The following is a 26,323-nucleotide window of genomic DNA, read 5'->3' as shown; positions in this document are numbered from 1 at the left end:
CTTAAGAAGTTGTTAAGGTTTACCCTGTTTAATGAACTGCGAAACGACATTAAAGGGAGAGATGAAGATGAAAAAATTCGCTGCAATTGCTGCCATCATGATGATGACCACCGCGCCGGTCTTTGCTGCACAGGGCGGTTTTACTGGCCCATCTGCGACACAGACCCAGACGCAAACCCAGCAGGGCGGTTTTGTCGATAACAATGCCAACCTCACCACCGCGGCTAAAGTGAAAGATCTGAAGGACGATGCCTGGGTGAAGCTGCGCGGGAACATTACCGAGCGTCTGTCCGATGACCGCTACACCTTCCGCGACGAGTCGGGCACGGTGGTGGTTGAGATTGACCACAAGCGCTGGAACGGCGTGACCGTCACCCCGCAGGATAAAGTAGAGCTGCAGGGTAAAGTCGACAAAGACTGGAACGAGTTTGAAATCGACGTGAAGCAGGTTATCAAGCTGAACAAATAACCCGAAAAGGGCCGCTTATGCGGCCCTTTTTCTTTGTGACTCAATTCGTCAGATGAGGTAGTATCTGCGGCAATATTGCCTGAAACCCTTCGGTTTCTGAGTTGAGGAATCACACGTAATGAGCGATATGGCAGAGCGCCTCGCGCTACATGAATTCACGGAAAACGCCTACCTGAACTACTCCATGTACGTCATCATGGACAGGGCGTTGCCGTTTATCGGGGATGGCCTGAAGCCCGTTCAGCGCCGCATCGTCTATGCGATGTCCGAACTGGGGCTGAACGCCACCGCCAAGTTCAAGAAATCCGCCCGTACCGTCGGTGACGTACTGGGTAAATACCATCCGCACGGCGACAGCGCCTGCTATGAAGCGATGGTGCTGATGGCCCAGCCGTTCTCTTACCGATATCCGCTGGTGGACGGGCAGGGGAACTGGGGTGCGCCGGACGATCCGAAATCCTTCGCAGCGATGCGTTATACCGAATCCCGCCTGTCCAAATACGCCGAAGTGCTGCTGGGCGAGCTGGGTCAGGGAACCGTTGACTGGGTGCCAAACTTCGACGGTACGCTGCAGGAGCCGAAGATGCTGCCTGCGCGTCTGCCCAACATCCTGCTGAACGGCACCACCGGTATTGCGGTCGGCATGGCGACGGACATTCCGCCGCACAACCTGCGTGAAGTGGCGAAAGCCGCCATCACTCTGATCGAGCAGCCAAAAACCTCGCTGGACGACCTGCTGGATATCGTGCAGGGGCCGGATTACCCGACCGAAGCCGAGATCATCACCTCGCGTGCAGAAATCCGCAAGATCTACCAGAACGGTCGCGGCTCCGTGCGCATGCGCGCGGTGTGGAATAAAGAGGACGGCGCCGTGGTGATCACCGCGCTGCCGCACCAGGTTTCCGGTGCCAAAGTGCTGGAGCAGATCGCCGCCCAGATGCGCAATAAAAAGCTGCCGATGGTGGACGATCTGCGCGACGAATCCGACCACGAGAACCCGACCCGTCTGGTGATCGTGCCGCGCTCTAACCGCGTGGACATGGAGCAGGTGATGAACCACCTGTTCGCCACTACCGATCTGGAAAAAAGCTACCGCATCAACCTGAATATGATTGGCCTCGACGGTCGTCCGGCGGTGAAAAACCTGCTGGAGATCCTCAGCGAGTGGCTGACGTTCCGCCGCGATACGGTGCGCCGTCGTCTGAACCATCGTCTGGAGAAAGTGCTTAAGCGCCTGCATATCCTCGAAGGTTTGCTGGTGGCGTTCCTCAATATCGATGAAGTGATTGAGATCATCCGTACCGAGGACGAGCCGAAGCCCGCGCTGATGTCGCGCTTCGGCATCAGCGAAACCCAGGCCGAAGCGATCCTCGAACTGAAGCTGCGCCATCTCGCTAAGCTGGAAGAGATGAAGATCCGCGGCGAGCAAAGCGAGCTGGAAAAAGAGCGCGATCAGCTGCAGGCGATCCTCGCCTCCGAACGCAAGATGAACACCCTGCTGAAGAAAGAGCTGCAGGCGGATGCCGATGCCTTCGGTGACGACCGTCGTTCTCCGCTGCACGAGCGCGAAGAAGCGAAGGCGATGAACGAGCACGACATGCAGCCGTCCGAGCCGGTGACCATTGTGCTGTCGCAGAGCGGCTGGGTGCGCAGCGCCAAAGGCCACGATATCGACGCGCCGGGCCTAAGCTATAAAGCGGGCGACAGCTTTAAAGCGGCGGTGAAAGGCAAGAGCAACCAGCCGGTGGCGTTTATCGACTCCACGGGCCGCAGCTACGCTATCGACCCGATCACGCTGCCTTCCGCGCGCGGCCAGGGCGAACCGCTCACCGGTAAGCTGACGCTGCCGCCGGGCGCAACGGTTGACCACATGCTGATGGAGGCCGACGACCAGAAGCTGCTGATGGCGTCCGATGCGGGCTACGGCTTTATCTGTACCTTTAACGACCTCGTGTCGCGTAACCGTGCCGGTAAAGCGCTGATCAGCCTGCCGGACAATGCCCGCGTGATGACACCGCTGGTGATTGAGAACGAGAGCGACATGCTGCTGGCGATCACCTCTGCCGGACGCATGCTGATGTTCCCGGTCAGCGACCTGCCGGAGCTGTCTAAAGGTAAGGGCAACAAGATCATCAACATCCCGTCGGCGGAAGCCGCGAAAGGTGAAGATGGCCTGGCGCACCTCTTCCTGCTGCCGCCGCAGAGCACGCTGACCATCCACGTTGGCAAGCGTAAAATCAAGCTTCGCCCGGAAGAGCTGCAGAAAGTGGTGGGCGAGCGCGGTCGCCGCGGTTCGCTGATGCGCGGCCTGCAGCGTATCGACCGCGTGGAGATTGATTCGCCTGCGCGCAGCAGCGCGGGCGACAGCGAAGAGTAATGTCATGACACCCCCTCTGTCCGGAGGGGGTATTTCAATAAAATTTCCCGTAAAATCGTTGTTAATTCGTGCGTTGCGATTAACAATACGCGCTCGTAATAAAGTCCTTACCTGGCCACAGGTGAAGTATAATTGTCAGCTGTCAGGGCTTCAGAGGTCGCTATGCTATACATTGTACGTCTCATTCTTACCGTTATTTACTGCATTCTGGTCTGTATTTTCGGCTCTATTTACTGCCTGTTCAGCCCGCGTAATCCGAAGCATGTTGCCACCTTTGGCCATATGTTCGGTCGCCTTGCGCCGCTGTTTGGTCTGAAGGTTGAAAAACGCCTGCCTGAAGGAGCGGAGAACTTCGGTAACGCCATCTATATCGCCAACCATCAGAACAACTACGATATGGTGACGGCCTCCAATATTGTTCTGCCTCCGACCGTGACGGTGGGGAAAAAAAGCCTGCTGTGGATCCCGTTTTTTGGCCAGCTGTACTGGCTGACCGGTAACCTGCTGATCGACCGTAACAACCGTGCAAAAGCGCACGGCACGATTGCAGAAGTGGTGAATCATTTTAAAAAGCGCCGGATCTCAATCTGGATGTTCCCGGAAGGGACGCGTAGCCGCGGCCGCGGCCTGCTGCCGTTTAAAACCGGCGCGTTTCATGCCGCAATTGCGGCAGGTGTTCCAATTATTCCCGTGTGCGTTTCCAATACTTCTAATAAGATTAATCTTAACCGCCTGAATAATGGTCTGGTGATTGTCGAAATGCTGCCACCCGTCGATACCAGCAAATACGGTAAAGACCAGGTGCGCGAACTGGCAGCACACTGCCGCGAGCTCATGGCTCAGCATATTGCGCTGCTGGATAAAGAAGTCGCAGAAAGAGAAGCCGCCGGTAAGGTTTAATTCGGCGTTAAAGGGAAAAAGAATTCCCGCGTTGTTAGTCGTTTCAGATGGAGCTTATATGTCACTCAGTCGGCGTCAGTTTATTCAGGCTTCGGGGATTGCCCTTTGTGCGGGTGCGATGCCGCTGACAGCCAGCGCCGCCGGGCAGCAGCAGCCGCTGCCCATTCCGCCGTTGATTGAATCCCGTCGCGGGCAGCCGCTTTTCCTCACGCTTCAGCGCAGCCACTGGTCCTTTACCCAGGGCACGCGCGCGCCGGTGTGGGGCATTAACGGGCGCTACCTCGGGCCGACCATCCGCGTGTGGAACGGCGATGACGTTAAGCTCATTTACAGCAACCGTACGGCTGAAAATGTCGCCATGACCATCAGCGGCTTACAGGTTCCTGGACCTTTGATTGGCGGCGCGGCGCGAATGATGTCCCCCAACGCCGACTGGGCGCCCGTCCTGCCGATTCGCCAGAGTGCGGCAACCCTGTGGTATCACGCCAATACCCCTAACCGTACGGCGCAGCAGGTCTATAACGGTCTGGCCGGCATGTGGCTGGTGGAAGATGAGGTCAGTAAATCTCTGCCGATCCCGAACCACTACGGCGTGGACGATTTCCCGGTCATTATTCAGGACAAACGTCTGGATAACTTCGGCACGCCCGAGTACAGCGAGCCGGGCAGCGGTGGCTTTGTCGGCGATACCTTGCTGGTTAACGGCGCGCAGAGCCCGTACGTGGAAGTGTCCCGCGGCTGGGTGCGCCTGCGCCTGCTCAACGCCTCTAACTCGCGTCGCTATCAGCTGCAGATGAGTGATGGCCGCCCGCTGCACGTGATCTCCGGCGACCAGGGCTTTTTACCTGCGCCGGTCTCCGTTAAACAGCTTGCGCTGGCGCCGGGTGAACGTCGTGAAATTCTGGTGGATATGACCAACGGGGACGAAGTCTCCGTCACCTGTGGTGAAGCCGCGAGCATCGTTGATCGTATTCGCGGGTTCTTTGAGCCGTCGAGCATTCTGGTCTCCACGCTGGTGCTTACTCTGCGTCCAACCGGCCTGCTGCCGTTGGTCACCGATAGCCTGCCGATGCGCCTGCTGCCGCAGGAGATCATGAGCGGCTCGCCGGTGCGCAGCCGTGATATCAGCCTGGGCGACGATCCGGGCATCAACGGCGCGCTGTGGGATGTAAATCGCATTGATATCACTGCTCAGCAGGGCACCTGGGAGCGCTGGACGGTCCGGTCAGACATGCCGCAGTCGTTCCATATTGAAGGTGTGTCATTCCTGATCCGCAACGTTAATGGCGCGATGCCGTTCCCGGAAGATCGCGGCTGGAAAGATACCGTGTGGGTGGACGGCCAGGTTGAACTGCTCGTCTACTACGGTCAGCCTTCGTGGCCGCACTTCCCGTTCCTGTTCCACAGCCAGACGCTGGAGATGATGGACAGGGGCTCGGTAGGGCAGATGCTGGTGAATCCGGCGCCGTAACGTGCTTTTCTCCCTCTCCCTGTGGGAGAGGGTTGGGGTGAGGGCAACAGCCCGCATAATACCCCTTCATTTCCCACAATGTTCCAGCGTATAATCCCCGCCCTTTTGTCTATTTTTTCTTCGGAAGCACTATGAGCGCAATTTCCCTGATCCAGCCGGATCGTGACCTCTTCTCCTGGCCCCAGTACTGGGCGGCCTGCTTTGGACCGGCGCCGTTCCTGCCGATGTCCCGGGAAGAGATGGACCAACTGGGCTGGGACAGCTGCGATATCATTCTGGTCACGGGCGATGCCTACGTTGACCACCCGAGCTTCGGCATGGCCATCTGTGGCCGTATGCTCGAAGCGCAGGGCTTCCGCGTGGGGATCATCTCCCAGCCCGACTGGAACAGCAAAGACGACTTCATGCGTCTGGGAAAACCAAACCTGTTCTTCGGCGTGACCGCTGGCAACATGGACTCGATGATCAACCGCTATACCGCCGACCGTAAGCTGCGCCATGACGACGCCTACACGCCGGATAACGTGGCGGGCAAACGTCCGGACCGCGCGACCCTGGTTTATACCCAGCGCTGCAAAGAAGCCTGGAAAGACGTGCCGGTGATCCTCGGCGGCATCGAGGCGAGCCTGCGCCGCACCGCGCACTACGACTACTGGTCAGATACCGTGCGCCGCTCGGTGCTGGTGGACTCCAAGGCCGACATGCTGATTTACGGTAACGGCGAGCGTCCGCTGGTGGAGGTGGCGCACCGTCTGTCGCAGGGCGAGCCGGTGAGCAGCATCCGCGACGTGCGCAATACTGCGATCATGGTGAAAGAAGCGCTGCCGGGCTGGAGCGGGGTGGATTCACGCATTATTGATATGCCGGGCAAAATCGACCCGATCCCGCACCCGTACGGTGAAGATCTGCCGTGTGCCGATAACAAGCCGGTTGAGCCGAAGAAAGCGGAAGCGAAGGCTATCGTTGTGCAGCCGCCGCGCCCGAAGCCGTGGGAAAAGACCTACGTGCTGCTACCGTCCTACGAGAAGGTGAAAGCCGACAAGGTGCTCTACGCGCACGCGTCCCGTATTCTGCACCATGAAACCAACCCGGGCTGCGCCCGCGCGCTGATGCAGAAGCACGGCGAGCGCTTCATCTGGATCAACCCGCCGGCGATCCCGCTCTCCACCGAAGAGATGGATAGCGTCTTTGCGCTGCCGTACAAGCGCGTGCCACACCCGGCGTACGGCAACGCCCGTATCCCGGCGTATGAGATGATCCGCTTCTCGATCAACATCATGCGCGGCTGCTTCGGCGGCTGCTCCTTCTGCTCCATTACCGAACACGAAGGCCGTATTATCCAGAGCCGCTCTGAGGATTCGATCATCAATGAGATCGAAGCCATTCGCGACACGGTGCCGGGCTTTACCGGCGTGATCTCCGATCTCGGCGGCCCAACCGCGAACATGTATATGCTGCGCTGCAAGTCGCCGCGCGCGGAGCAGACCTGCCGTCGTCTCTCCTGCGTCTACCCAAGCATTTGCGAGCACATGGATACTAACCACGAGCCGACGATCAACCTCTACCGCCGCGCGCGCGACCTGAAGGGCATCAAAAAGATCCTCATCGCCTCCGGGGTGCGTTACGACATCGCCGTGGAAGATCCTCGCTATATCAAAGAGCTGGCGACGCACCACGTCGGCGGTTATCTGAAGATTGCGCCGGAGCACACCGAAGAAGGCCCGCTGTCGAAGATGATGAAGCCGGGCATGGGCAGCTACGATCGCTTTAAGCAGCTGTTCGACACCTACTCGAAGCAGGCGGGCAAAGAGCAGTATCTGATCCCGTACTTCATCTCCGCGCATCCTGGCACGCGCGATGAAGACATGGTGAACCTGGCGCTGTGGCTGAAGCAGCGTCGCTTCCGTCTGGATCAGGTGCAGAACTTCTATCCTTCACCGCTCGCCAACTCGACGACCATGTATTACACCGGCAAAAACCCGCTGAGTAAGATTGGCTACAAGAGTGAAGAGGTGGTGGTGCCGAAAGGGGATAAACAGCGTCGTCTGCATAAGGCGCTGCTGCGTTACCACGACCCGAAAAACTGGCCGCTGATCCGCCAGGCGCTGGAAGATATGGGTAAAAAACACCTTATTGGCTCGCGCCGCGACTGCCTGGTTCCGGCTCCTACGCTGGATGAGATGCGTGAAGCGCGTCGCCAGAACCGCAATACGCGCCCGGCGCTGACCAAACATACGCCGATTGTGCATCAGCGTTCGAACGGTAATTCCAGTGTGAAGAAACCTGTGAAGCGTAAAGCGTAAAAGAAAACCCCGGCTTGCCGGGGTTTTTTGTAGGTCGGGTAAGGCGAAGCCGCCACCCGGCGTTTTAACGCGATTAACCGCCAAACTGATCCGGGTCCGGCCCAAGCCGCTTACCTTTATCCAGCTTCGCAATTTCACCCAGCTCGTCTTTGTCCAGTCGGAAATCCCAGACGTCGAAGTTCTCGGCTATGCGCGACGGCGTGACCGATTTCGGGATCACTACCAGGCCGTTGTCCAGATGCCAGCGAATGACGATCTGCGCCGGGGTTTTGCCGTATTTATCCGCCAGGTCGCGGATGATTTTCTGATCGAACACGCCTTCACCGCCCTGCGCCAGCGGGCTCCAGGACTCGGTCTGGATCTTGTGGGTGGCGTTCCAGGCGTGAAGCTGGCGCTGCTGCAGCAGCGGGTGCAGTTCGATCTGGTTAATCACCGGAGCGACGCCCGTTTCGTCAATCAGGCGCTGCAGGTGATGCACCTGGAAGTTACAGACGCCGATGCTTTTCACCAGCCCCTCTTTCTGCAGTTCAATCATCCCTTTCCAGGCGTCAACGTAATGGTCGATGGCCGGAACCGGCCAGTGCATCAGGTACAGATCGACGAAATCAAGCTGGAGTTTCTCCAGGCTCTCCTGCAACGCTTCGCGGGGGCGCTTTTGATCGTCGTTCCACAGTTTAGTGGTGATGAACAGCTCATCGCGGGGGACGCCGGCGCTGACCAGCGCGGTCCCCACGCCGTCCTCGTTTTTGTACGCGGCGGCGGTATCAATCGACCGATAGCCGACTTCGAGTGCTTTATGAATGGCGGAGACGACCTCGTCGTTACCGGCTTTCCATACACCTAGCCCCAGCTGGGGCATCACGTTGCCGTCCTGCAGCTTGATTACGGTTTGGTTTGCCATTTTTCCTCCTTCAGGTGCGCATCGCCGGAGGGGGACTCCGGCGATGGGGTGTGCATTAAGTCTGGACGAAATGTCAAAAAACGAAAGTCAGGATGCCAAAATCGCTTAGCGTGCCGCTTCGTAGATCCGACGGCTGACGTCCAGCGTGATGTCACCGTGCTCGCCCAGATGGGTCATGCCGTGCTCTTCAAGTTTCGCCAGCAGGGCAGGGATGGAGCTGCCGTCCAGGCCGTAGCCGGACAGACGCGTTGGCACGCCCAGGCTTTCAAAGAAGTTACGGGTCGCTGCAATGGCGGCATCAATACGCGCATCGTCAGAACCCTCGGTGATGTTCCACACGCGCTCGGCGTACTGCAGCAGCTTGGCACGCTTGGTATCCCGTTTTTCGTTCCACAGCGCAGGCAGCACAACGGCCAGCGTCTGGGCGTGGTCCAGGCCGTGCATCGCCGTCAGCTCGTGGCCCAGCATATGGGTTGCCCAGTCCTGCGGCACGCCAGCGCCGATCAGGCCGTTCAGCGCCTGCGTTGCGGCCCACATGACGTTGGCACGCACGTCGTAGTTTTCCGGCTCTTTCAGCGCTTTCGGGCCGTCTTCAATCAGCGTCAGCAGAATGCCTTCCGCGAAGCGATCCTGAATTTTGGCATTAACAGGGTAGGTCACGTACTGCTCGACGGTGTGTACAAAGGCATCGACCACGCCGTTCGCCACCTGACGCGCGGGCAGGGTGTAGGTGTAAACCGGATCCAGAATGGCGAAGACAGGCTGAACGTGTTCGTTCATAAAGGCCTGCTTGTCGCCGGTGGTTTTGCGGGAGATCACCGCGCCCTTGTTGGATTCAGAACCCGTCGCTGGCAGGGTCAATACGGATCCCATCGGGATCGCGCTTTTGATGTCGCTGCCGCGGGTTTCCAGGATGTGCCACGGATCGATGCCATCAGCGTAGTGCGCTGCTGCCGCGATGAATTTAGTGCCGTCCAGCACGGAGCCGCCGCCGACCGCCAGCAGGAAGGTGATGTTTTCTTCGCGGGCGATTTTCACCGCGTTCATCAGCGTTTCGTAAGACGGGTTTGGCTCAATGCCGCCGAACTCACGCACGTCCAGTCCGTCCAGAGCGCTGTAAACTTGATCCAGCACGCCGGTTTTTTTCACGCTGCCGCCACCGTAGGTGATCAGCACGCGGGCGTCAGCAGGGATCTGCGCGCGCAGGTCGGCGATAGCGTCTTTACCAAACAGAATGCGGGTTGGGGTGTGAAGATTAAAATTGTTCATTGCTCGTTCCCTTTAGTGGGTGAAAAACCGTGGTGGCGCTGATGGCTACCTGATGCTGCTCATTGTGGCCGTCCGGGGCCAGGCTCTCAATGCACATTCCTGCCGATGTCTTGCCCATTTCTACAGAGCGCTGGAGAAACTTCGTAAAAATGCGCAGACTGTGAGGGTCGGAAACCGTACCCGGAGTAACGTAAAATGAACCGTGAAGCGATCTGCCTTCAGCTTACCTCGCAGATTAAAAGGCTGATAGATAAAGAAAATAATGTTGGCGACCTGCTGCAGGACATTCGCCTGCTCTACGGCACGCAGCCCGGGACGCGCACGCCGGTGATGTACCAGCCGGGCATCGTTTTTCTCTTTTCAGGTCATAAGATTGGCTATATCAACGAGCGGGTGTTCCGCTACGACACCAATGAATATCTGCTCCTGACGGTACCTTTACCCTTCGAATGTGAAACCTTCGCGACGGAGGCGGTCCCGCTGGCGGGTATTCGCGTCAACGTCGATATTCTTCAGCTGCAGGAGCTGCTGATGGAGATTGGCGAAGACGAGCTTTTCCAGCCGTCGATGGCCTCCAGCGGGATTAACTCGGCGACGCTGTCGGAAGAGATCCTCTGCGCCATTGAGCGCCTGCTGGACGTCATGGAAAGGCCGCTGGACGCGCGTATTCTCGGCAAGCAGATTATCCGCGAAATTCTTTATCACGTGCTGCTGGGGCCGGGCGGCGGGGCGTTACTCGCGCTGGTGAGCCGACAGACCCACTTCAGCCTGATCAGCCGCGTGCTCAAGCGTATTGAAAGCCAGTACACGGAGAACCTCAGCGTTGACCAGCTGGCGGCGGAAGCGAACATGAGCGTTTCGGCCTTTCACCACAACTTTAAGTCGGTGACCAGCACCTCGCCGCTGCAGTACCTCAAAACCTACCGTTTGCATAAGGCACGGATGTTGATGATCCACGACGGCATGAAGGCCAGCGCGGCGGCCATGCGCGTCGGCTATGAAAGTGCGTCGCAGTTCAGTCGGGAGTTTAAGCGCTATTTCGGCGTCACGCCGGGAGAAGATGCGTCACGTATAAGAACGATGCAGGGCGCCTGAGGGGAAACGTAGGCCGGGTAAGCGGTAGCGCCACCCGGCTTTTGTTTATGCACTGCAATACTTTTTCTTAATCACCACCGCAATGGTACCCACCAGCCCAGCAACCAGCAGGAATATCGGCAGGATCATCAGGAAGGTCATCACCTGATCTTCATGGTGCTTCACAAAGGGGATCATGTTCAGCGCATAGCCGAGGGTGGTTACCACGCCAACCCACAGCAGGGCGCTCAGCCAGTTGAAGAACTGGAAGCGGCGGTTAGACAGCCCGGAAATACCCGCCATGGTGGGCAGAAGGGTGCGCACAAACGCCAGGAAACGCCCGGCGAGCAGCGCCAGCAGGCCGTGGCGGTCAAACATGCAGGTCGCACGCTGGTGGTATTTATGCGGTAACTGCGCCAGCCAGCCCTTCACCACGCGCGTGTTCCCCAGCCAGCGGCCCTGCAGATAGCTCAGCCAGCAGCCCAGGCTCGCGGCGGAGGTAAGGATAACCATCGTTGGCGTAAAGTCCATGACGCCTTTGCCGATCAGCGCCCCGGCAAGCAAAAGCAAACTGTCACCGGGTAAAAACGAGGCTGGCAGTAATCCATTTTCCAGAAACAGCGTCGCGAACATCACGAAATAGACGACGCCTACAACGTGGGGATCCGCCAGGGCGGCAAAATCATGTTGCCAGAGCGCCGCGATAATATCTTGAATAACAGCCATGGACTTTCCTGTGGAACAGCAGAGATAACGCTATTGTACTCCCAATTTCACCTGTCGGGATTGATCGCAGGCGCAACTCATGCAGACTTTTCTGCATGCAGTGTTCACAAAAGCGTCCGGGGAGTACATTTTCAGCCCGCACTCTACACGATACGTTCAAAGCCTGCAGATAAATCCGCAATTAAATCGTCCACATTTTCTAAACCGATATGCAATCTAATGAGGGTGCCGCTGAAGTCCACTTCTCCGCCGGGGCGCAGGGCCCCGATCTGCTCCGGCTGATTCGGCAGGATCAGAGATTCAAAACCGCCCCAGGAGTAGGCCATGCTGAAGAGGGTAAAATTATCCAGATAGCTTGCCAGTTCGTCATTACTCAGCCGTTTTTTAAGCACAAACGAGAACAGCCCGCTGCTGCCCGTAAAGTCACGTTGCCAGAACTCATGGCCTTTACTACCCGGAAGCGCCGGATGGTTCACGCGCTCAACCTGCGGATGCTGCGCCAGCCATTCAGCGATTTTCAGGCTACTTTCATGATGCTGACGCAGACGCACGCCGAGCGTACGAATGCCCCGGCTGGTCATGTATGCCGTGTCTGCATCCACCATCTGGCCCATCAGGTAGGCATTTTCCCGCAGCTGGTCCCAGCAGCGCGCGTTGGAAACCGCGGTGCCAATCATCCCGTCAGAGTGTCCAATCAGGTATTTCGTTGCCGCCTGAATCGAGATATCAATATCGAATTCCAGCGCCTTAAACAGCACACCTGCCGCCCAGGTGTTGTCGATCATGATAATCGCCTCTGGCGCTTTGCAGCGCACGGCCTTCACGATAGCCGGAACGTCGTGCACTTCCATGGTGATGGAGCCGGGAGATTCCAGGAACACAATGCGCGTGTTTGGCTGGATAAGTTCAGCAATGCCTTCACCAATCAGCGGGTCAAACCAGCTGGTGGTCACGCCGAGCTTGCTGAGAATTTTGGTGCAGAAATCCTGGCTGGGTTCATAGGCGGTGTTGGTCATCAGGATATGGTCGCCCTGTTCCACAAACGCCAGAATGGTGTTGGCGACCGCCGCCGCACCGCACGGGAACAACGCGCAGCCTGCGCCCCCCTCCAGCTCGCACATCGCTTCCTGCAGCGAAAAATGGGTTAGCGTGCCGCGGCGACCGTAGAACAGCCCACCTTTTGCGCGGTTACGCGTGGCGATTTTTTTCTCCTCAACGGTATCAAACACCAGCGAGGAGGCGCGTTGAATCACGCTGTTGACCGATCCCTGAGTGTATTTCTTGCTGCGTCCCGCCTGCACCAGCGTGGTATCAAGATGCTTCTTGGTCATGTTCGCTAACCCTGTTTTTATACGTCTGGACGTCCAGACTACCACGATTGTAAAAAACTGCACCCGCATGCTTATCGAATAAGCAGAAAATATTAGCAAAAAAGCGCATAAGAAATTTTTACTGCGTAAGCGCAAGGAAACTGAGCGAAAATTACGGCACCATGTAAATACTAATGAGAACGACTATCAATTCGACGGCTTTTTGATATTATTACGTTCAGATTTTGTGATTTGCGTCCTGGAGATACAGAGTGGGTAATAATTTGATGCAGACGGATCTCTCCGTTTGGGGCATGTATCATCATGCTGACATCGTGGTTAAGATTGTGATGATCGGCCTGATTCTGGCGTCCGTTGTCACCTGGGCTATCTTCTTCAGCAAAAGCGCCGAGCTGCTTTCGCAGAAGCGTCGCCTCAAGCGGGAACAGCAGCAGCTGGCAGAAGCCCGCTCTCTGGATCAGGCTTCTGAGATGACCTCATCCTTCCACCCGAAAAGCCTGACCACCCTGTTAGTGAATGAAGCTCAGAACGAGCTGGAACTCTCCGCCGGCAGTGAAGATAACGAAGGCATTAAAGAGCGTACCGGTTTCCGTCTGGAGCGTCGCGTTGCGGCCGTTGGCCGACACATGGGACGCGGCAATGGGTATCTGGCGACCATCGGCGCGATTTCACCGTTCATCGGTCTTTTCGGTACGGTCTGGGGCATCATGAACAGCTTTATCGGCATTGCCCAGACCCAAACCACCAACCTGGCGGTAGTTGCCCCGGGTATCGCGGAAGCGCTGCTGGCGACGGCAATCGGTCTGGTCGCGGCAATTCCGGCGGTGGTTATCTACAACATTTTCGCGCGTATGATCGGCAACTACAAAGCCACGCTCGGTGACGTTGCCGCTCAGGTTCTGCTGCTGCAAAGCCGCGATCTCGACCTGAATGCCAGCGCCGTGAAGCCGGTGCATGCGGCGTCTAAACTGCGCGTAGGTTGATTGTATGGCAATGCGTCTAAACGAAAATCTGGACGATAACGGCGAAATGCACGAAATCAACGTGACGCCGTTTATCGACGTCATGCTGGTGCTGCTGATTATCTTCATGGTGGCAGCACCCCTGGCGACGGTCGACGTGAAGGTGAATCTGCCTGCCTCCTCCAGCCAGCCGCAGCCGCGTCCGGAAAAGCCAATTTATTTGTCGGTGAAAGCGGATAAATCCATGTTCCTGGGGAACGACCCTGTGACGGATGCCTCCGTTATTCCGGCGCTGGACCAGCTGACCGGCGGCAAGAAGGACACCACCGTCTTCTTCCGGGCGGACAAAACCGTCGACTACGAAACCATGATGAAGGTAATGGACACGCTGCATCAGGCGGGTTATCTGAAGATTGGGCTGGTCGGGGAAGAGAAAGCGGCCTCGAAGTGATAAAGAAGCTGGCGAAAGCCGGCTTTTTTTATGCCTGTTGGTTTATGCGTTTTTGTTGTCCGTCGGTGTGGTAGAGGGGGTAGTCAGCGCGTCCTCATCGAGCGCAACGCAGGTGACGTTTGACGTACGGTACTCACCGGCTGACAGTTTGCGCGTCAGGCGCAGGGTGGCGACTTCTCTGGCAAGCAGATACTGATAGTTGGCCTCAAGACGTCCCAGCAGTTTCTCTTTCAGTTCTGGAAGCTGTTCGATGATGGCGTTCATCACGGCGCCGTAAATTTCTTCTTTAACCTGTAACGGATAAATCTCGCGGCGATTCTGCCATTTCAGACGCACCAGCGTTGCCGGGATCGATACCAGGTCTTGTGTAATACGCGTCATCTCGGCATTTTTTGCATTTCTTAGCGCCTCGATATTTTGCTTTAAGATAAATTCATCACTTTTTTTATCATCTAAAGTCAAATAAACGTTATTGTCTTTAACTTCTTTCACGTTAATCTTCCCCCAGGGTATAAAAAACAGGGTTGTTTTTTTCTCGCGTAATTAGATTAAGCCAAATTTCATTGCCGGCCTCATTTATTTCTTTCGTTTTTTCAGCCATTATTTGACTTAGTTTCTGGGCATCTATTTCGCCTTCTGCCTGTAGGTCATTCAGCAGGTGGACGAAGGCTTCAATTTTTATAGCGCGAAATAAGCGGTCTTTTATATGGCGATCGTGCTCTTCCAGCAGCATATTACGGGATTTGCCAGTGTGAGAAACGCCAATTAATATATCAGGCTCGAAATCAGAGAGCTTTCTTTTCCCCTGAGTGAAACTGGCCTTTTTTTCTTCTTCCGTCGGTTGCTGTTCCACAGGCGTAATGTGGTACTTAGCCGGGACGAGATAGTCGGGCAGCATTTTTAATTTCCTTTAATTTCAACAGGGTGGGGTTGGTAAAGGCGTGAGATTCGTTGACAATATCATGAGGCAATTTTAAAATCAAAAAAAATGGAGCCAAGCCATGAACAGCATCTTTTTTACGGTCATCACATTACTATTACTGACCGCTGGTGTGCTTTTATTGATGCAGGAGTTCAATAAAACGAAAGTGTCGAAAGACACCAGTGAACCGCCACAACCTGAACTGATGACAAAAGAGGAAGGAGAAGATCATTTCTCTGTTTTGATGAACTCCGTTACGCCTGTCTGGTACTGGCGGGTGAATCATGAATATATCGACTTCTTACACGCGACAATTAAGCGCATGAAAATGTCGGAAATTAATGACACGCCCGGTCTGTTTGAGGCGCAGCGTCGCTGTAGCGATCTGAATTCAGCGGTTTATAAATATTACGACAACATCAAAAAGCGCTGTCTTAACGGTGAGAAGGTCTCGTATTCCGACCTGGACGTATTAAACCTTCGCCAGTGTTTTCGCGAGTTTAGCCTGGAAGCCTACCCGGAGCTGGTGGTGCTGGTCTGGCCGGAGTATGCGCGTCCTGAGGTTAACCCGGACGACGTCTGAGTGGCGTACTGGTTAGTTCTTGCAAACAGTCAGCGCCGTTGAGATATACTGAGCGCTGGTTTCGTTTGCAGACAGGATTTTATGGAACGCTTCTTTGAAAACGCAATGTATGCCTCTCGCTGGCTGCTCGCCCCCGTCTATTTCGGTCTTTCCCTGGCGCTGGTCGCCCTGACGATCAAGTTCTTCCAGGAGATTTTCCACGTATTGCCTAACATTTTCTCCGTGGCGGAAGCCGATTTAATTCTGGTTCTGCTGTCGCTGGTGGATATGACGCTGGTGGGCGGCTTACTGGTGATGGTGATGTTCTCCGGTTATGAGAACTTCGTCTCTCAGCTTGATATCGCCGAGCATAAAGAAAAGCTCAGCTGGCTGGGGAAAATGGACGCCTCGTCGCTGAAGAATAAAGTTGCGGCATCTATAGTGGCAATCTCCTCTATCCACCTGTTACGCGTGTTTATGGACGCGAAAAACGTCCCGGATAATAAGCTGATGTGGTATGTGATTATCCACCTGACGTTTGTGCTGTCGGCGTTTGTGATGGGGTATCTGGATAAGATCAGTAAGAAATAAGGTACACATTTCTCCCCTCACCCTAACCCTTCCCCCGGGAGAGGCTTAGGGTGAGGGGAGAAAGCAACGAACCACACTATTTATCCGACGACGCCTGCCACAAATTCAGTTCCCCGTCCGCCACGTGCTGGTCAATCCGCGTCAGTTCATCTTCCGTAAAGCGCAGATTACCCAGCGCCTGAACGTTCTCCTCCAGCTGTTCCGGGCGGCTCGCGCCAATCAGTACTGACGTCACGCGAGCATCTTTCAGCAGCCAGCTCAGCGCCATCTGCGCCATTGTCTGCCCGCGCGCCTGCGCCATCTCATTAAGCAGACGAAGACTGTTCAGGTTAGCTTCCGTCAGCATTTTCTGCGTCAGGCCGCGCACTTTGTTCCCCTCGCGCTGCATACGAGAACCTTCCGGAATACCGTTCAGGTATTTTCCGGTCAGCAGACCCTGCGCCAGCGGGGTAAAGGCAATACACCCCGTGCCGTTTGCTTCCAGCGTATCCAGCAAGCCGGTTTTATCGACCCAGCGGTTAAGCAGGTTATAGGGCGGCTGGTGGATCAGCAGCGGGATCTTCCACTCGTGCAGCAGCGCGGCCATTTTTTGTGTGCGCTCGGTAGAGTAGGAGGAAATCCCCACGTACAGCGCTTTCCCACTCTGAACAGCATGAGCCAGCGCGGAGGCCGTCTCTTCCATTGGCGTATTTTCATCCACGCGGTGGGAATAGAAAATATCCACGTATTCGACGCCCATACGTTTCAGGCTCTGGTCGAGACTGGCGAGCAGATACTTGCGTGAGCCGCCTGAACCGTACGGGCCTGGCCACATGTCGTAACCGGCTTTAGTGGAGATAATCAGCTCGTCGCGATACCGGGCAAAGTCCTCACGCAGCAGGCGGCCAAAGTTCTCTTCCGCGCTTCCCGCAGGCGGGCCGTAGTTGTTGGCAAGATCGAAATGGGTAATCCCGAGGTCGAAGGCTTTACGCAGCAGCGCGCGCTGGGAATCAAGGGGCTGAACGTGGCCGAAGCTATGCCACAGGCCCAGCGACAGCGCGGGCAGGCGCAGGCCGCTCTTGCCACAGTAGCGGTACTGCATATTCTCGTAGCGGGTAGCGTCAGGGTACCAGGACATGATGTCTCCTTTTCTTATAGATGATTTTTTGAAACGTCGTTTTCATTCTGAACTTATCACATCATGTCGTGCGAAGATAAGGGTTAACGGTGGCTGTGCGACCTGTGAAGCCACGCTAACTAAAAATAATCACAAAAGGTTATAATTTCCCTGCACCCTGCCGATAACGAGAGTAGCACTCGCCTCTGGGCGAATTCACCCTCACGGCAAGGAAGACTTATGAATATGCTCCGTAATTTCACGATCCGTTTCGTCATGCTGACGATCCTCGGGATTTTTTGTTTAATGTGGGCGGGCGTCGGGCTGTACAGCACCTGGTCCCTGTCACGGGTATCAGACGGCAATGAAGTCGATCGCCAGCTGGTCAAACAGATGATGGTGCTCAGCCAGGGCAACGATCAGTATTTCCGCTTTGTGACCCGTCTGAGCCGCGCCATGGAGGTCAAAGCCGCTGGCGGCACGCCGGATTTGTCCTCTGCCCAACAGGCGCTGGATAACATGGGTAAGAAACTGGCCGAAATGAAGGCGATCTCGCCTGGCCCAATGGATGAGCAGGTCTCTGCACAGGTGATCGGTGCCTGGCAGGCGCTGCTTGAACAGGGCGTGACGCCGCAAATGGAGCAGGCGAAGCAGGCGACCCTGGACGGCTACCGCCAGCAGGCCAACAACGTTACGCCGCCGCTGAGCCGTGCGTTCGGTGCCGCTGCCGAGAAGTTCAATAATGCCGCCGCGAAGACGCTCGACAGCACCCGCATGGTGGTCGACGGCCTGACCAGCATGACCCGCACGGTTATTATCGTCGCCACCATTATCGGCCTGCTGATCCTGCTCTTTACCGACCGCTACCTGGTGGCGATGCTGGTCAAACCGCTAGAGCGCATTCGCCAGCAGTTTCGCCAGATTGCCCAGGGCGATCTCAGCCAGCCCATTGCGCCTTTCGGCCGCAACTGCGTGGGACAGCTGGTGCCGCTGCTGAGCGCCATGCAGGACAGCCTGCGTGAAGCGGTCAGCACCATTCGCTCCGGCAGTGAGAATATCTGGCGCGGCGCGACGGAGATCTCCAGCGGCAACAACGATCTCTCTTCCCGTACCGAAGAGCAGGCTGCCGCGCTGGAAGAGACGGCGGCCAGCATGGAACAGCTGACCGCTACCGTGAAGCTGAACGCCGAAAGCGCGCGTCAGGCCAGCCAGCTTGCCGATGTGGCCTCAACCACCGCCAGCCGCGGCGGCTCGCTGGTGGAAGAGGTGGTCACCACCATGAGCGGTATTTCGGAAAGCTCGAAGAAAATTGCTGAAATCACCAACGTCATCAACAGCATTGCCTTCCAGACCAATATTCTGGCGCTCAATGCGGCCGTAGAAGCGGCGCGCGCGGGCGAGCAGGGGCGTGGATTCGCCGTAGTGGCGGGTGAAGTCCGCAACCTGGCAAGCCGAAGCGCCAATGCGGCAAAAGAAATTGAGGGTCTGATTACCGATTCCGTGACCCGCGTCGAGCAGGGTGCGCAGCTGGTGAGCGACACCGGCACCACCATGGATGCGATTTTGCGCGACGTGACGGAGGTGACGACCATTATGAAGCAAATCGCGTCGGCTTCTGAGGAGCAAAGTAAGGGCATTTCGCAGGTCGGGATTGCCATTACGCAGATGGACGGCGTCACCCAGCAGAACGCCTCGCTGGTCGAAGAGGTTTCCGCAGCAGCCGCGGCGCTGGAACGCCAGACCGAAGAGCTTCAACGCTCGGTGCAGAAGTTCCGCCTGACGGCATAACACAACAGGCCGCCTGATGCGGCCTTACTTCTTTCTTTTCCCGATGCTGTTAGTGCGTCGCTTCACCAATCAGCGCGCCCGTGCCGGCACCCACGGCCGCGCCTTTCAGCACGCTATTGCCCGTCACCGCAGCCGCGCCCGCGCCAACGACGGCACCCACGGCACCGCCCTTACGTGCGTCTTTGCCTTTTTCGCCGTTTTTGAACATTGCACCCGTGCCTGCGCCAACCACGGCACCGCCCACGGTTGATTTCAGATCTTTGCCCGTGGCTGCGCCAATAGCAGCACCTGCTACCGCGCCGGCGGCGGTTTTGTCGATGGCCATTCCAGAGGTGGAAAAAATGAGGGCGCTGATAACCAGCGTTGTTTTAATAAGTCTCATAACAGATCCTTTGTGACTGCTGTCAGTTGATACGGCGTTTCTCATTCTGAGGTGAGAAAAACGTCCAGATAGTGCCAGCAATAGCCACTCAACCTTTAGGCTAATCATGCCCTGGGCAAGGATCGCGGCTGCCGGGCGGGGAGCCGCCCGGCGAAACGTTACGCCTGACGCTTGTCTTCCGTATTGGTATCGAAGTCGCTCGCCGCGTGGCGTTCGTGGAGCTGCTCGTTCAGCTCGCCGCTGGTGCGGTTAACGATGCGACCGCGCTTAACCGCATGGCGGTTCGCCACGTCCTTCGCCCAGCGCTGGACGTTGGTATACTTCTCTGCATCCAGGAATTCGGCGGCGTTATAAACGCTACCCAGCGCCACGCAGCCGAACCATGGCCAGATGGCGATATCCGCGATGGTGTACTCCTCACCCGCCACGTAGCGACCGCGCGCCAGCTGTTTATCCAGCACGTCGAACAGGCGCTTGGCTTCCATGGTGAAGCGGTCAATCGCGTACTCAATCTTCACCGGTGCGTAGTTGTAGAAGTGACCAAAGCCGCCGCCGAGGAACGGCGCCGCGCCCTGGAGCCAGAACAGCCAGTTCAGCGTCTCGGTGCGTTCCGCCGGATCTTTCGGCAGGAAGTGACCGAATTTCTCTGCCAGGTAAAGCAGGATATTGCCGGATTCAAATACGCGCGTTGGCGGGTTCGTGGAGTGGTCACGCAGCGCCGGTATTTTCGAGTTCGGGTTCACGTCTACAAACCCGCTGGAGAACTGGTCGCCCTCGCCGATGCGGATCAACCACGCATCGTATTCCGCGCCCGTCACGCCCAGCGCCAGCAGCTCTTCGAGCATGATGGTCACCTTCTGGCCGTTTGGTGTCCCGAGAGAGTAAAGCTGCAGCGGGTGGGAGCCCACGGGCAGATCTTTCTCGTGCGTCGCGCCGGAGATCGGGCGGTTGATATTGGCGAACGCGCCGCCGCCGTTCTTTTTCCATTCCCATACTTTTGGTGGCTGATACGTGTTGTCTGACATGTTGGCCTGCCTTTTTAGTGATGTGTTGAGGCAGTGTAGCAGGAGATTTGTGAAGCGTTTAACGTTGTGAGCGCAAGCAATTAACCACTATTCCTTCTGCTGCTTATATATATCAAATCCGGCATAAGCTTAATCGAAAATCGCATTTTCATAATTAATGCGTAAAACGCTAAAGCTGAATATGATGCTTCAACATAAATAAAAGATGCAGTAATAAACACTTTATAAGGCAAGGAGTTAGTGAGATGCGCAAGCTTCTGTTATCGGCAGTGGTCGTTTCGCTCGCGTTAGGCCTAGCGGGCTGTGATGATGCGAAAAATAAAGAGACAAATTCGGCCGCGGCGGCAAAAAGCGACGCGCCAAAAGAGGGCGGTTCGCTCATTATCGGGATTACCTCCGGCGACCCGTTAGCTGTTAATCCGCTCTACGCCAGCGACCGCACAACATTAACCATCATGCAGGCGCTTTATGCCCCGCTGTACAGCTTTAATAACGGCAACATTGAGTGGGGCCTGGCGGAAAGCTTGACGCCTTCTGCCGACAACCTGAGCTATACCCTGACGCTAAAACCCAACCTAAAATGGCAAGACGGACAGCCGCTGACGGCGGACGACGTGGTCTTCACCTTCATTAAGCTGCTAGATGCCAAACAGCACAGCTTCTTCCGCAGCATGTTTACCTACGGCGGCAAGCCTGTTGAAGTGAGCAAGGTTGATGAGCGCACCGTTAAGTTCACCTTACCGCAGGTCAGCGCGGCCTTTACCGGCACCCTGGTGCAGATCTACCCGATCCCGCAGCATGTGTTCGCCGGTGAAGGCGACCTGGAAAAGAGCACCAAAAACGATGCGCCGGTCGGTTCCGGGCCGTTCAAATTTAAAGAGTATCGCGCCGGTCAGTATTACGCCCTTACGCGCTTCGACGATTACTGGAACGGCAAACCGAAGCTCGATTCCGTCACCTACCGTTTTGCCAAAGACAGCAACGCCGCCAACCTGGCGCTGCAAAACGGTGAAATCAACCTCAAGATGGTTGACCCGCAGGATGTGAACCGCCTGAAAAATACCGGGAAATTTGACTTCGTGGTCTATCCGGAAGGCCGTCTGGCCTATATGACGTTCAACCAGAACGTGGCGGTGATGAAGAGCAAAGCGCTACGTCAGGCCATCGCGTACGCCATCAACAAAGACGAGCTAACCCAGACCGCGTTTACCTCGCTGGACTACGCTAAACCGGCAACCTCGTTCCTGACGCCAGATACGCTTTACAAGACGGATGACGTTGAACAGTACAAATTCGATTTGCAAAAAGCCAAAGACCTGCTGAAGACGTCCGGCGCGCCGGATAATCTCAAGCTGCGCCTGGCGTATGTGAACACCAACAAAACCCAGGAGAGCATGGCGCTCTACATTCAGCAGGCGCTGAAGGGCATTGGGGTGAACGTGGAGCTGATGCCGCTGGACTCCAACGCCATGTCTCAGCGCAGTCTTGATATGAACAACACCGCGTGGGAACTGAACCTGGGCGGCTACATTATGGGAGCAGAGCCGGACGGTTACAAATCGCTGTTCATGAGCAACGAAGCCTATAACTACGCGCACTACAAAAATCCGCAGTTTGATGCCCTGTGGGATAAAGGTGCCGTGGAAACCGACGCCACGAAACGTGCCGATATCTACAAGCAAATTCAGCAGACCGTGGCGAACGAGATGACCTACTACCCGATCGCCTACACCAATGCGACCGTCGCCGTGGATAAACGCTTCGGCGGCACGAAGGAAGCGGAGCCGAAGCCGGTTTATCTGTTCCAGGATCTGTCAAAAATTTATCAAAAATAGGCTGTTGCCCCGGTCGTAAGATCGGGGCCTTTTAAGGGCACGTCGTGAACACACTCCTCACGCGTCGGCTGCTGCAGCTGCTGCCGATGCTTTTCTTTATTTCGCTGGTGGCGTTTTTGCTGGTCAAGCTCGCGCCCGGCGACCCCGTGGCCGCGTACATCACGCCGCGTATGGCGCCGGAAGATATTGAGCGCATTCGCCAGAGCCTGGGGCTGGATAAGCCGCTGGTCACGCAGTACGTCCTGTGGCTGAAAAGCGTCCTGCAGGGCGATCTCGGCTATTCGTTGATTTACCACCGTCCGGTGCTGGAGATGATCGGCGAACGCATTCCGGCCACGCTGGGGCTGATGGGGGCGTCGCTGCTGATGGCTATCGTGCTGGCGATCCCGCTGGGGCTGCTGGCGGGGGCATTTAAGCACCGCTGGCTGGATCACCTGCTGAACCTGTTTGCCTATATCGGCATCTCGGTACCGATTTTCTGGTTCGGCATTTTGCTCATCACCGTTTTTGCCGTGCAGCTTAACTGGTTCCCCAGCATGGGGATGCGCACCATCGGCATGGAGGATAACGGGCTGGATCTGCTGCGCCACGGCGTGCTGCCGTGTATTGCGCTCACGTTCTATAACCTCTCCAGCTACGTGCGCTACATCCGCTCTAACACCATCTCGCAGCTCTCCGCCGACTACGTACAGACCCAGCTTGCCTACGGCGCCACGCATTTCAGTATTCTGTTCCGCCACGTGCTGAAAAACGTCTTGCTGCCGGTGATTACCCTGTTCGGCCTGTCGTTCGGTGAGCTGATTGTAGGAGCTTATGTGACCGAGAGCGTCTTCTCCTGGCCGGGGATGGGGCTGCTCGGGATCCAGTCGATCGCCTCGCTGGACTACCCGCTGATTATGGCGATCATCATGCTCTCGTCGATAATGCTGATCGTCGGTAACCTGATCGCCGACGTGCTTTATCGCTTCGCCGATCCCCGCATTCGTACGCTGAGGTAACCGGATGAGCAGACGCTGGCAGCAGGTTCGTCACCAGCTGCGCCGCAACCGTCCGGCGCAGTTCTCCCTGTTTGTGCTTTTTATTTTCGTTGTCGCCGCGCTCTGTGCGGGGTTAAGTCCGTACGATCCAGATCGGATGGCGCTCGGCGCGCGCACGTTGCCGCCGGATGCCGCGCACTGGTTCGGCACCGACGAATACGGGCGCGACTACTTTACCCGCGCGCTGTACGGCGGCCAGATCTCCCTGATGGTCGGTTTTCTTGCCATGCTCTTTTCCACGCTTATCGGCACGGTGGTAGGAACGGTGAGCGGCTATTTTGGCGGCTGGCTGGATAACCTGATGATGCGCGCCGTGGATATCCTGATGGCCATTCCGGCCTTCTTCCTGCTGCTGGTGGTGAATGCTTACCTCAAGCCGGGCGTGGATAACATCATTCTGATTATCAGCCTGCTGACGTGGATGAACATGTCGCGTCTGGTGCGTGCTGAAACCCTATCGGTGAAAGAGCGCGAGTACGTGCTTTATGCCCGCGCGTCGGGAGCGCATCCGCTGCGTATTATCGTGCGCCACATCATTCCCGGCGTGCTGCCGACCATTATCGTGGCGGCCACGCTGAATATCGCCTCGGCCATTCTGATGGAGTCAACGCTCAGCTTCTTAGGGCTGGGCGTGCAGGCACCGGCGGCATCATGGGGAAGCATGCTTAACAACGCGCAGTCTTATATTGGCGAAGCGTCGTGGCTGGCGATGTTCCCCGGCATTTTGATCCTGCTGACGGTGTTCAGCTTTAACGTGCTGGGCGATGTGTTCCGTACCGCCTTTGAGCCGGGAGCAAATCGCGATGAGTAACTTATTAGCGCTTGAGAACCTGCAAACCACGTTCCGCACCCGCGAGGGCGAGGTTCAGGCGGTGCGCGGCGTGAGCTTTCAGGTTCAGCCGGGGGATCTCGTCGGTATCGTCGGCGAGTCGGGCTGCGGGAAAAGCGTCACCTGTAAGTCAATTATCCAGCTTCTGGGGAGCAACGGACGGATAACCGGCGGCAGCATTCGCTTCCAGAATGAGGACCTGGCGCAGAAAACGCCCGCGCAGATGCGTGCCATTCGCGGCAACGAGATCGCGATGATTTTTCAGGATCCGATGACCGCCCTGAACCCGGTGCTCACTATCGGCAAGCAGATGTCTGAGATCCTGGTGCGAAATAAAAAACTGTCGAAAAAAGCGGCCAAAGCGGCAGCAATAGCCATGCTGGATCAGGTGGGCATTGCTGAAGCGGAACGCCGATACGACCAGTATCCCCACGAGTTCAGCGGTGGAATGCGCCAGCGGGTGATGATCGCTATTGCGCTCTCCTGCAATCCGAAGCTTCTTATTGCCGATGAGCCGACCACCGCGCTGGACGTGACCATTCAGGCGCAGATCCTGCGCCTGCTGAAAAGTCTGCAACAGCAGACCCGGACCGCGATTCTGCTGATCACCCACGATCTCGGCGTGGTGGCGCAGGTCTGCAGCCGCGTGGTGGTGATGTACGGCGGGCTGGTGATGGAGGAGGGGAGCGTGGAGGACATTTTTTATCACCCTGCGCATCCTTACACCCAGGGTCTGCTGGCCTCGCTGCCGCGCCCGGATGAGGTGAATCAACGTTTATCGCCCATTGAAGGTTCGCCGCCTGGCCTGCTTAACCCGCCGCCGGGCTGTCCATTTGCGGAACGCTGCCCGAAGCGCATGCCCCAGTGTGAACGGCAACCCGCATTTTACACCGCCGGAGAGGGCCATCGCGCCGCCTGCTGGCTATGGGCCGAGGAGATTCAGGCATGAGTGAACAACAGGCGCCATTAGTGAGCGTGCGCGATCTGCGCAAGCACTATTCGCTCAACGGCGGTTTGCTGCGTAAAGGCGTGGCCGTGAAGGCGGTTGATGGCGTGAGCTTTGATATCCAGCCCGGCGAGACGTTTGGCCTGGTGGGGGAGTCCGGCTGCGGAAAATCCACCCTCGGGCGCGCCATACTGCGCCTTTTCGATATTACCGCGGGCGAGATCCACTTTGCCGGACAGGCAATCGCCCACGCCCGCGAAAGAGAGCTCAAGCCGCTGCGTAAGCGGATGCAGGCAATTTTTCAGGATCCTTACTCCTCGCTCAACCCCGGTATGACGGTGCGACAGCTGGTGGCCGAACCGATGCAGATCCACGGCTACAGCCGCGAAGAACAGCGAGAACGTACGGAAACGCTGCTCTACAAAGTGGGGCTGAAGCACGAACATCTTGAACGGTTCCCGCATGAGTTCAGCGGCGGGCAGCGTCAGCGCATCAGTATTGCCCGCGCGTTGTCCGTGCATCCTGAATTTGTGCTGTGCGATGAGCCGCTCTCGGCGCTGGACGTATCGGTGCAGGCGCAGGTGGTGAATATTTTGCAGGACCTGCAGCAGGAGTTGGGGCTAACCTATCTGTTTATCGCCCACGATCTCTCCATGGTGCGCCATATCTCCAGTCGCATTGGGGTGATGTATCTCGGCAAACTGGTAGAGGTGGCCCCGGCGAATGAACTGTATCAGCGCCCGGCACACCCTTACACCCGCGCGCTGCTGGCGGCGGTTCCCCAGCCCGATCCGCGCATCCGCAATCTCGAAGACGCCACCCTGCGCGGCGACATTCCAGGCCCCACGTCCGCGCTGCCGGGCTGTAAGTTCTGCAGCCGCTGCCCGCACGCCATGCCGGTTTGCCAGACGCAGGAGCCTGCGATGCAGGAGATTGCGCCAGGGCATTTCGCGGCATGCTGGCTGTTTTAAATGTTATTCACGCGTCGCGCAGGTGTATGATAAACGCTCCTCTGTCAGGTTAATTACAACGTGCAGACGACGACAACCCATAAAAAATTGCCGCCTGCCTGTTTT

25 protein-coding genes are annotated in these 26,323 nt (G+C 56.9%); 16 read left to right on the top strand and 9 right to left on the bottom strand.

What is annotated here, in order from left to right:
* Positions 1-67: 67 nt before the first annotated feature.
* The 5 genes from OKF39_RS20000 to OKF39_RS19980 all read left to right on the top strand — a co-directional run bounded on the left by OKF39_RS20000 (position 68) and on the right by OKF39_RS19980 (position 7,520).
* Positions 68-469: a YgiW/YdeI family stress tolerance OB fold protein gene (locus OKF39_RS20000; RefSeq protein ID WP_023309189.1), complete on the top strand. Its 402-nt coding sequence runs from the start codon at positions 68-70 to the stop codon at positions 467-469.
* A 118-nt stretch (positions 470-587) separates the two neighbouring features.
* A complete protein-coding gene (parC, locus tag OKF39_RS19995; protein ID WP_028014425.1) occupies positions 588-2,846 on the top strand; it encodes a DNA topoisomerase IV subunit A in 2,259 nt (752 codons plus the stop codon).
* A gap of 162 nt (positions 2,847-3,008) precedes the next feature.
* Positions 3,009-3,746, top strand: a complete 738-nt coding sequence (plsC, locus tag OKF39_RS19990; RefSeq protein WP_028014424.1) for a 1-acylglycerol-3-phosphate O-acyltransferase — start codon at positions 3,009-3,011, stop codon at positions 3,744-3,746.
* A 58-nt stretch (positions 3,747-3,804) separates the two neighbouring features.
* The gene (ftsP, locus tag OKF39_RS19985) at positions 3,805-5,217 is read left to right on the top strand and encodes a cell division protein FtsP (RefSeq protein ID WP_028014423.1); all 1,413 of its coding nucleotides are present in this window, start codon (positions 3,805-3,807) and stop codon (positions 5,215-5,217) included.
* A 131-nt stretch (positions 5,218-5,348) separates the two neighbouring features.
* A complete protein-coding gene (locus OKF39_RS19980) occupies positions 5,349-7,520 on the top strand; it encodes a YgiQ family radical SAM protein (RefSeq protein WP_224066003.1) in 2,172 nt (723 codons plus the stop codon).
* A 73-nt stretch (positions 7,521-7,593) separates the two neighbouring features.
* On the opposite strand, the gene dkgA is transcribed toward OKF39_RS19980, so the two are convergent.
* On the bottom strand, positions 7,594-8,421 hold the full coding sequence (gene dkgA, locus OKF39_RS19975) for a 2,5-didehydrogluconate reductase DkgA (protein ID WP_023616907.1): 828 nt from the start codon (positions 8,419-8,421) through the stop codon (positions 7,594-7,596).
* Between the two features lie 105 nt (positions 8,422-8,526).
* A complete protein-coding gene (gene yqhD / locus OKF39_RS19970) occupies positions 8,527-9,690 on the bottom strand; it encodes an alcohol dehydrogenase (RefSeq protein ID WP_126300153.1) in 1,164 nt (387 codons plus the stop codon).
* Positions 9,691-9,885: 195 nt separating this feature from the next.
* Between yqhD and OKF39_RS19965 the strand changes: the two genes are divergently transcribed.
* Positions 9,886-10,785, top strand: a complete 900-nt coding sequence (locus tag OKF39_RS19965; RefSeq protein ID WP_324660731.1) for an AraC family transcriptional regulator — start codon at positions 9,886-9,888, stop codon at positions 10,783-10,785.
* Positions 10,786-10,830: 45 nt separating this feature from the next.
* Here the strand turns inward: OKF39_RS19965 and yghB are convergent, their stop codons facing one another.
* Positions 10,831-11,490 carry a DedA family general envelope maintenance protein YghB gene (gene yghB / locus OKF39_RS19960; RefSeq protein ID WP_028014419.1) on the bottom strand — a complete coding sequence of 220 codons (660 nt, stop codon included), beginning with the start codon at positions 11,488-11,490 and terminating at the stop codon, positions 10,831-10,833.
* 143 nt (positions 11,491-11,633) lie between these two features.
* Positions 11,634-12,821 (bottom strand): cystathionine beta-lyase, encoded by a 1,188-nt coding sequence (gene metC / locus OKF39_RS19955; protein WP_479983294.1) that lies wholly within the window; start codon positions 12,819-12,821, stop codon positions 11,634-11,636.
* Positions 12,822-13,072: 251 nt separating this feature from the next.
* Between metC and exbB the strand changes: the two genes are divergently transcribed.
* Together exbB and exbD are read left to right on the top strand one after the other, a co-directional pair.
* Positions 13,073-13,804, top strand: a complete 732-nt coding sequence (gene exbB, locus OKF39_RS19950; RefSeq protein ID WP_028014417.1) for a tol-pal system-associated acyl-CoA thioesterase — start codon at positions 13,073-13,075, stop codon at positions 13,802-13,804.
* A 4-nt stretch (positions 13,805-13,808) separates the two neighbouring features.
* Complete coding sequence (gene exbD, locus OKF39_RS19945; protein WP_032643392.1) at positions 13,809-14,234, top strand: TonB system transport protein ExbD; 426 nt, start codon at positions 13,809-13,811, stop codon at positions 14,232-14,234.
* A 42-nt stretch (positions 14,235-14,276) separates the two neighbouring features.
* Here the strand turns inward: exbD and OKF39_RS19940 are convergent, their stop codons facing one another.
* Together OKF39_RS19940 and OKF39_RS19935 are read right to left on the bottom strand one after the other, a co-directional pair.
* Positions 14,277-14,726 carry a cytoplasmic protein gene (locus tag OKF39_RS19940; RefSeq protein WP_479983293.1) on the bottom strand — a complete coding sequence of 150 codons (450 nt, stop codon included), beginning with the start codon at positions 14,724-14,726 and terminating at the stop codon, positions 14,277-14,279.
* Position 14,727: 1 nt separating this feature from the next.
* Entirely contained in the window at positions 14,728-15,132 is a 405-nt protein-coding gene (locus OKF39_RS19935) for a hypothetical protein (RefSeq protein WP_479983292.1), read from the bottom strand.
* Positions 15,133-15,235: 103 nt separating this feature from the next.
* On the opposite strand from OKF39_RS19935, the gene OKF39_RS19930 reads away from it, so the two are divergent.
* Together OKF39_RS19930 and OKF39_RS19925 are read left to right on the top strand one after the other, a co-directional pair.
* On the top strand, positions 15,236-15,739 hold the full coding sequence (locus OKF39_RS19930; RefSeq protein ID WP_041908140.1) for an ESA_00282 family adhesion-associated protein: 504 nt from the start codon (positions 15,236-15,238) through the stop codon (positions 15,737-15,739).
* A gap of 81 nt (positions 15,740-15,820) precedes the next feature.
* Complete coding sequence (locus tag OKF39_RS19925) at positions 15,821-16,309, top strand: TIGR00645 family protein (RefSeq protein WP_003862473.1); 489 nt, start codon at positions 15,821-15,823, stop codon at positions 16,307-16,309.
* A 76-nt stretch (positions 16,310-16,385) separates the two neighbouring features.
* On the opposite strand, the gene OKF39_RS19920 is transcribed toward OKF39_RS19925, so the two are convergent.
* Positions 16,386-17,426: an aldo/keto reductase gene (locus tag OKF39_RS19920; protein WP_479983291.1), complete on the bottom strand. Its 1,041-nt coding sequence runs from the start codon at positions 17,424-17,426 to the stop codon at positions 16,386-16,388.
* 219 nt (positions 17,427-17,645) lie between these two features.
* Here OKF39_RS19920 and OKF39_RS19915 point away from each other — a divergent pair, with 219 nt between their 5' ends.
* Entirely contained in the window at positions 17,646-19,193 is a 1,548-nt protein-coding gene (locus OKF39_RS19915) for a methyl-accepting chemotaxis protein (RefSeq protein ID WP_045260793.1), read from the top strand.
* Between the two features lie 49 nt (positions 19,194-19,242).
* On the opposite strand, the gene OKF39_RS19910 is transcribed toward OKF39_RS19915, so the two are convergent.
* Entirely contained in the window at positions 19,243-19,575 is a 333-nt protein-coding gene (locus OKF39_RS19910; protein ID WP_028014408.1) for a YMGG-like glycine zipper-containing protein, read from the bottom strand.
* A gap of 158 nt (positions 19,576-19,733) precedes the next feature.
* Positions 19,734-20,600: a glutathione-dependent disulfide-bond oxidoreductase gene (yghU, locus tag OKF39_RS19905; protein WP_048959531.1), complete on the bottom strand. Its 867-nt coding sequence runs from the start codon at positions 20,598-20,600 to the stop codon at positions 19,734-19,736.
* 245 nt (positions 20,601-20,845) lie between these two features.
* On the opposite strand from yghU, the gene OKF39_RS19900 reads away from it, so the two are divergent.
* Genes OKF39_RS19900 through OKF39_RS19880 form a run of 5 tightly spaced genes read left to right on the top strand, consistent with a single transcriptional unit; the run spans position 20,846 to position 26,218 of the window.
* On the top strand, positions 20,846-22,435 hold the full coding sequence (locus OKF39_RS19900; RefSeq protein ID WP_479983290.1) for an ABC transporter substrate-binding protein: 1,590 nt from the start codon (positions 20,846-20,848) through the stop codon (positions 22,433-22,435).
* Between the two features lie 44 nt (positions 22,436-22,479).
* The gene (locus tag OKF39_RS19895) at positions 22,480-23,433 is read left to right on the top strand and encodes an ABC transporter permease (protein ID WP_088204266.1); all 954 of its coding nucleotides are present in this window, start codon (positions 22,480-22,482) and stop codon (positions 23,431-23,433) included.
* A 4-nt stretch (positions 23,434-23,437) separates the two neighbouring features.
* On the top strand, positions 23,438-24,283 hold the full coding sequence (locus OKF39_RS19890) for an ABC transporter permease (protein ID WP_028014404.1): 846 nt from the start codon (positions 23,438-23,440) through the stop codon (positions 24,281-24,283).
* Entirely contained in the window at positions 24,276-25,250 is a 975-nt protein-coding gene (locus OKF39_RS19885) for an ABC transporter ATP-binding protein (RefSeq protein WP_479983289.1), read from the top strand. Before OKF39_RS19890 ends, OKF39_RS19885 begins: the two co-directional genes overlap by 8 nt.
* Positions 25,247-26,218: an ABC transporter ATP-binding protein gene (locus tag OKF39_RS19880; protein ID WP_479983288.1), complete on the top strand. Its 972-nt coding sequence runs from the start codon at positions 25,247-25,249 to the stop codon at positions 26,216-26,218. The genes OKF39_RS19885 and OKF39_RS19880 overlap by 4 nt, the downstream gene beginning before the upstream one ends.
* Positions 26,219-26,323 lie beyond the last annotated feature (105 nt).

The sequence above is a fragment of the Enterobacter cloacae complex sp. HYC042_NIDB genome, assembly GCF_056673315.1.
This window is presented reverse-complemented; position numbering and strand designations above follow the sequence as displayed.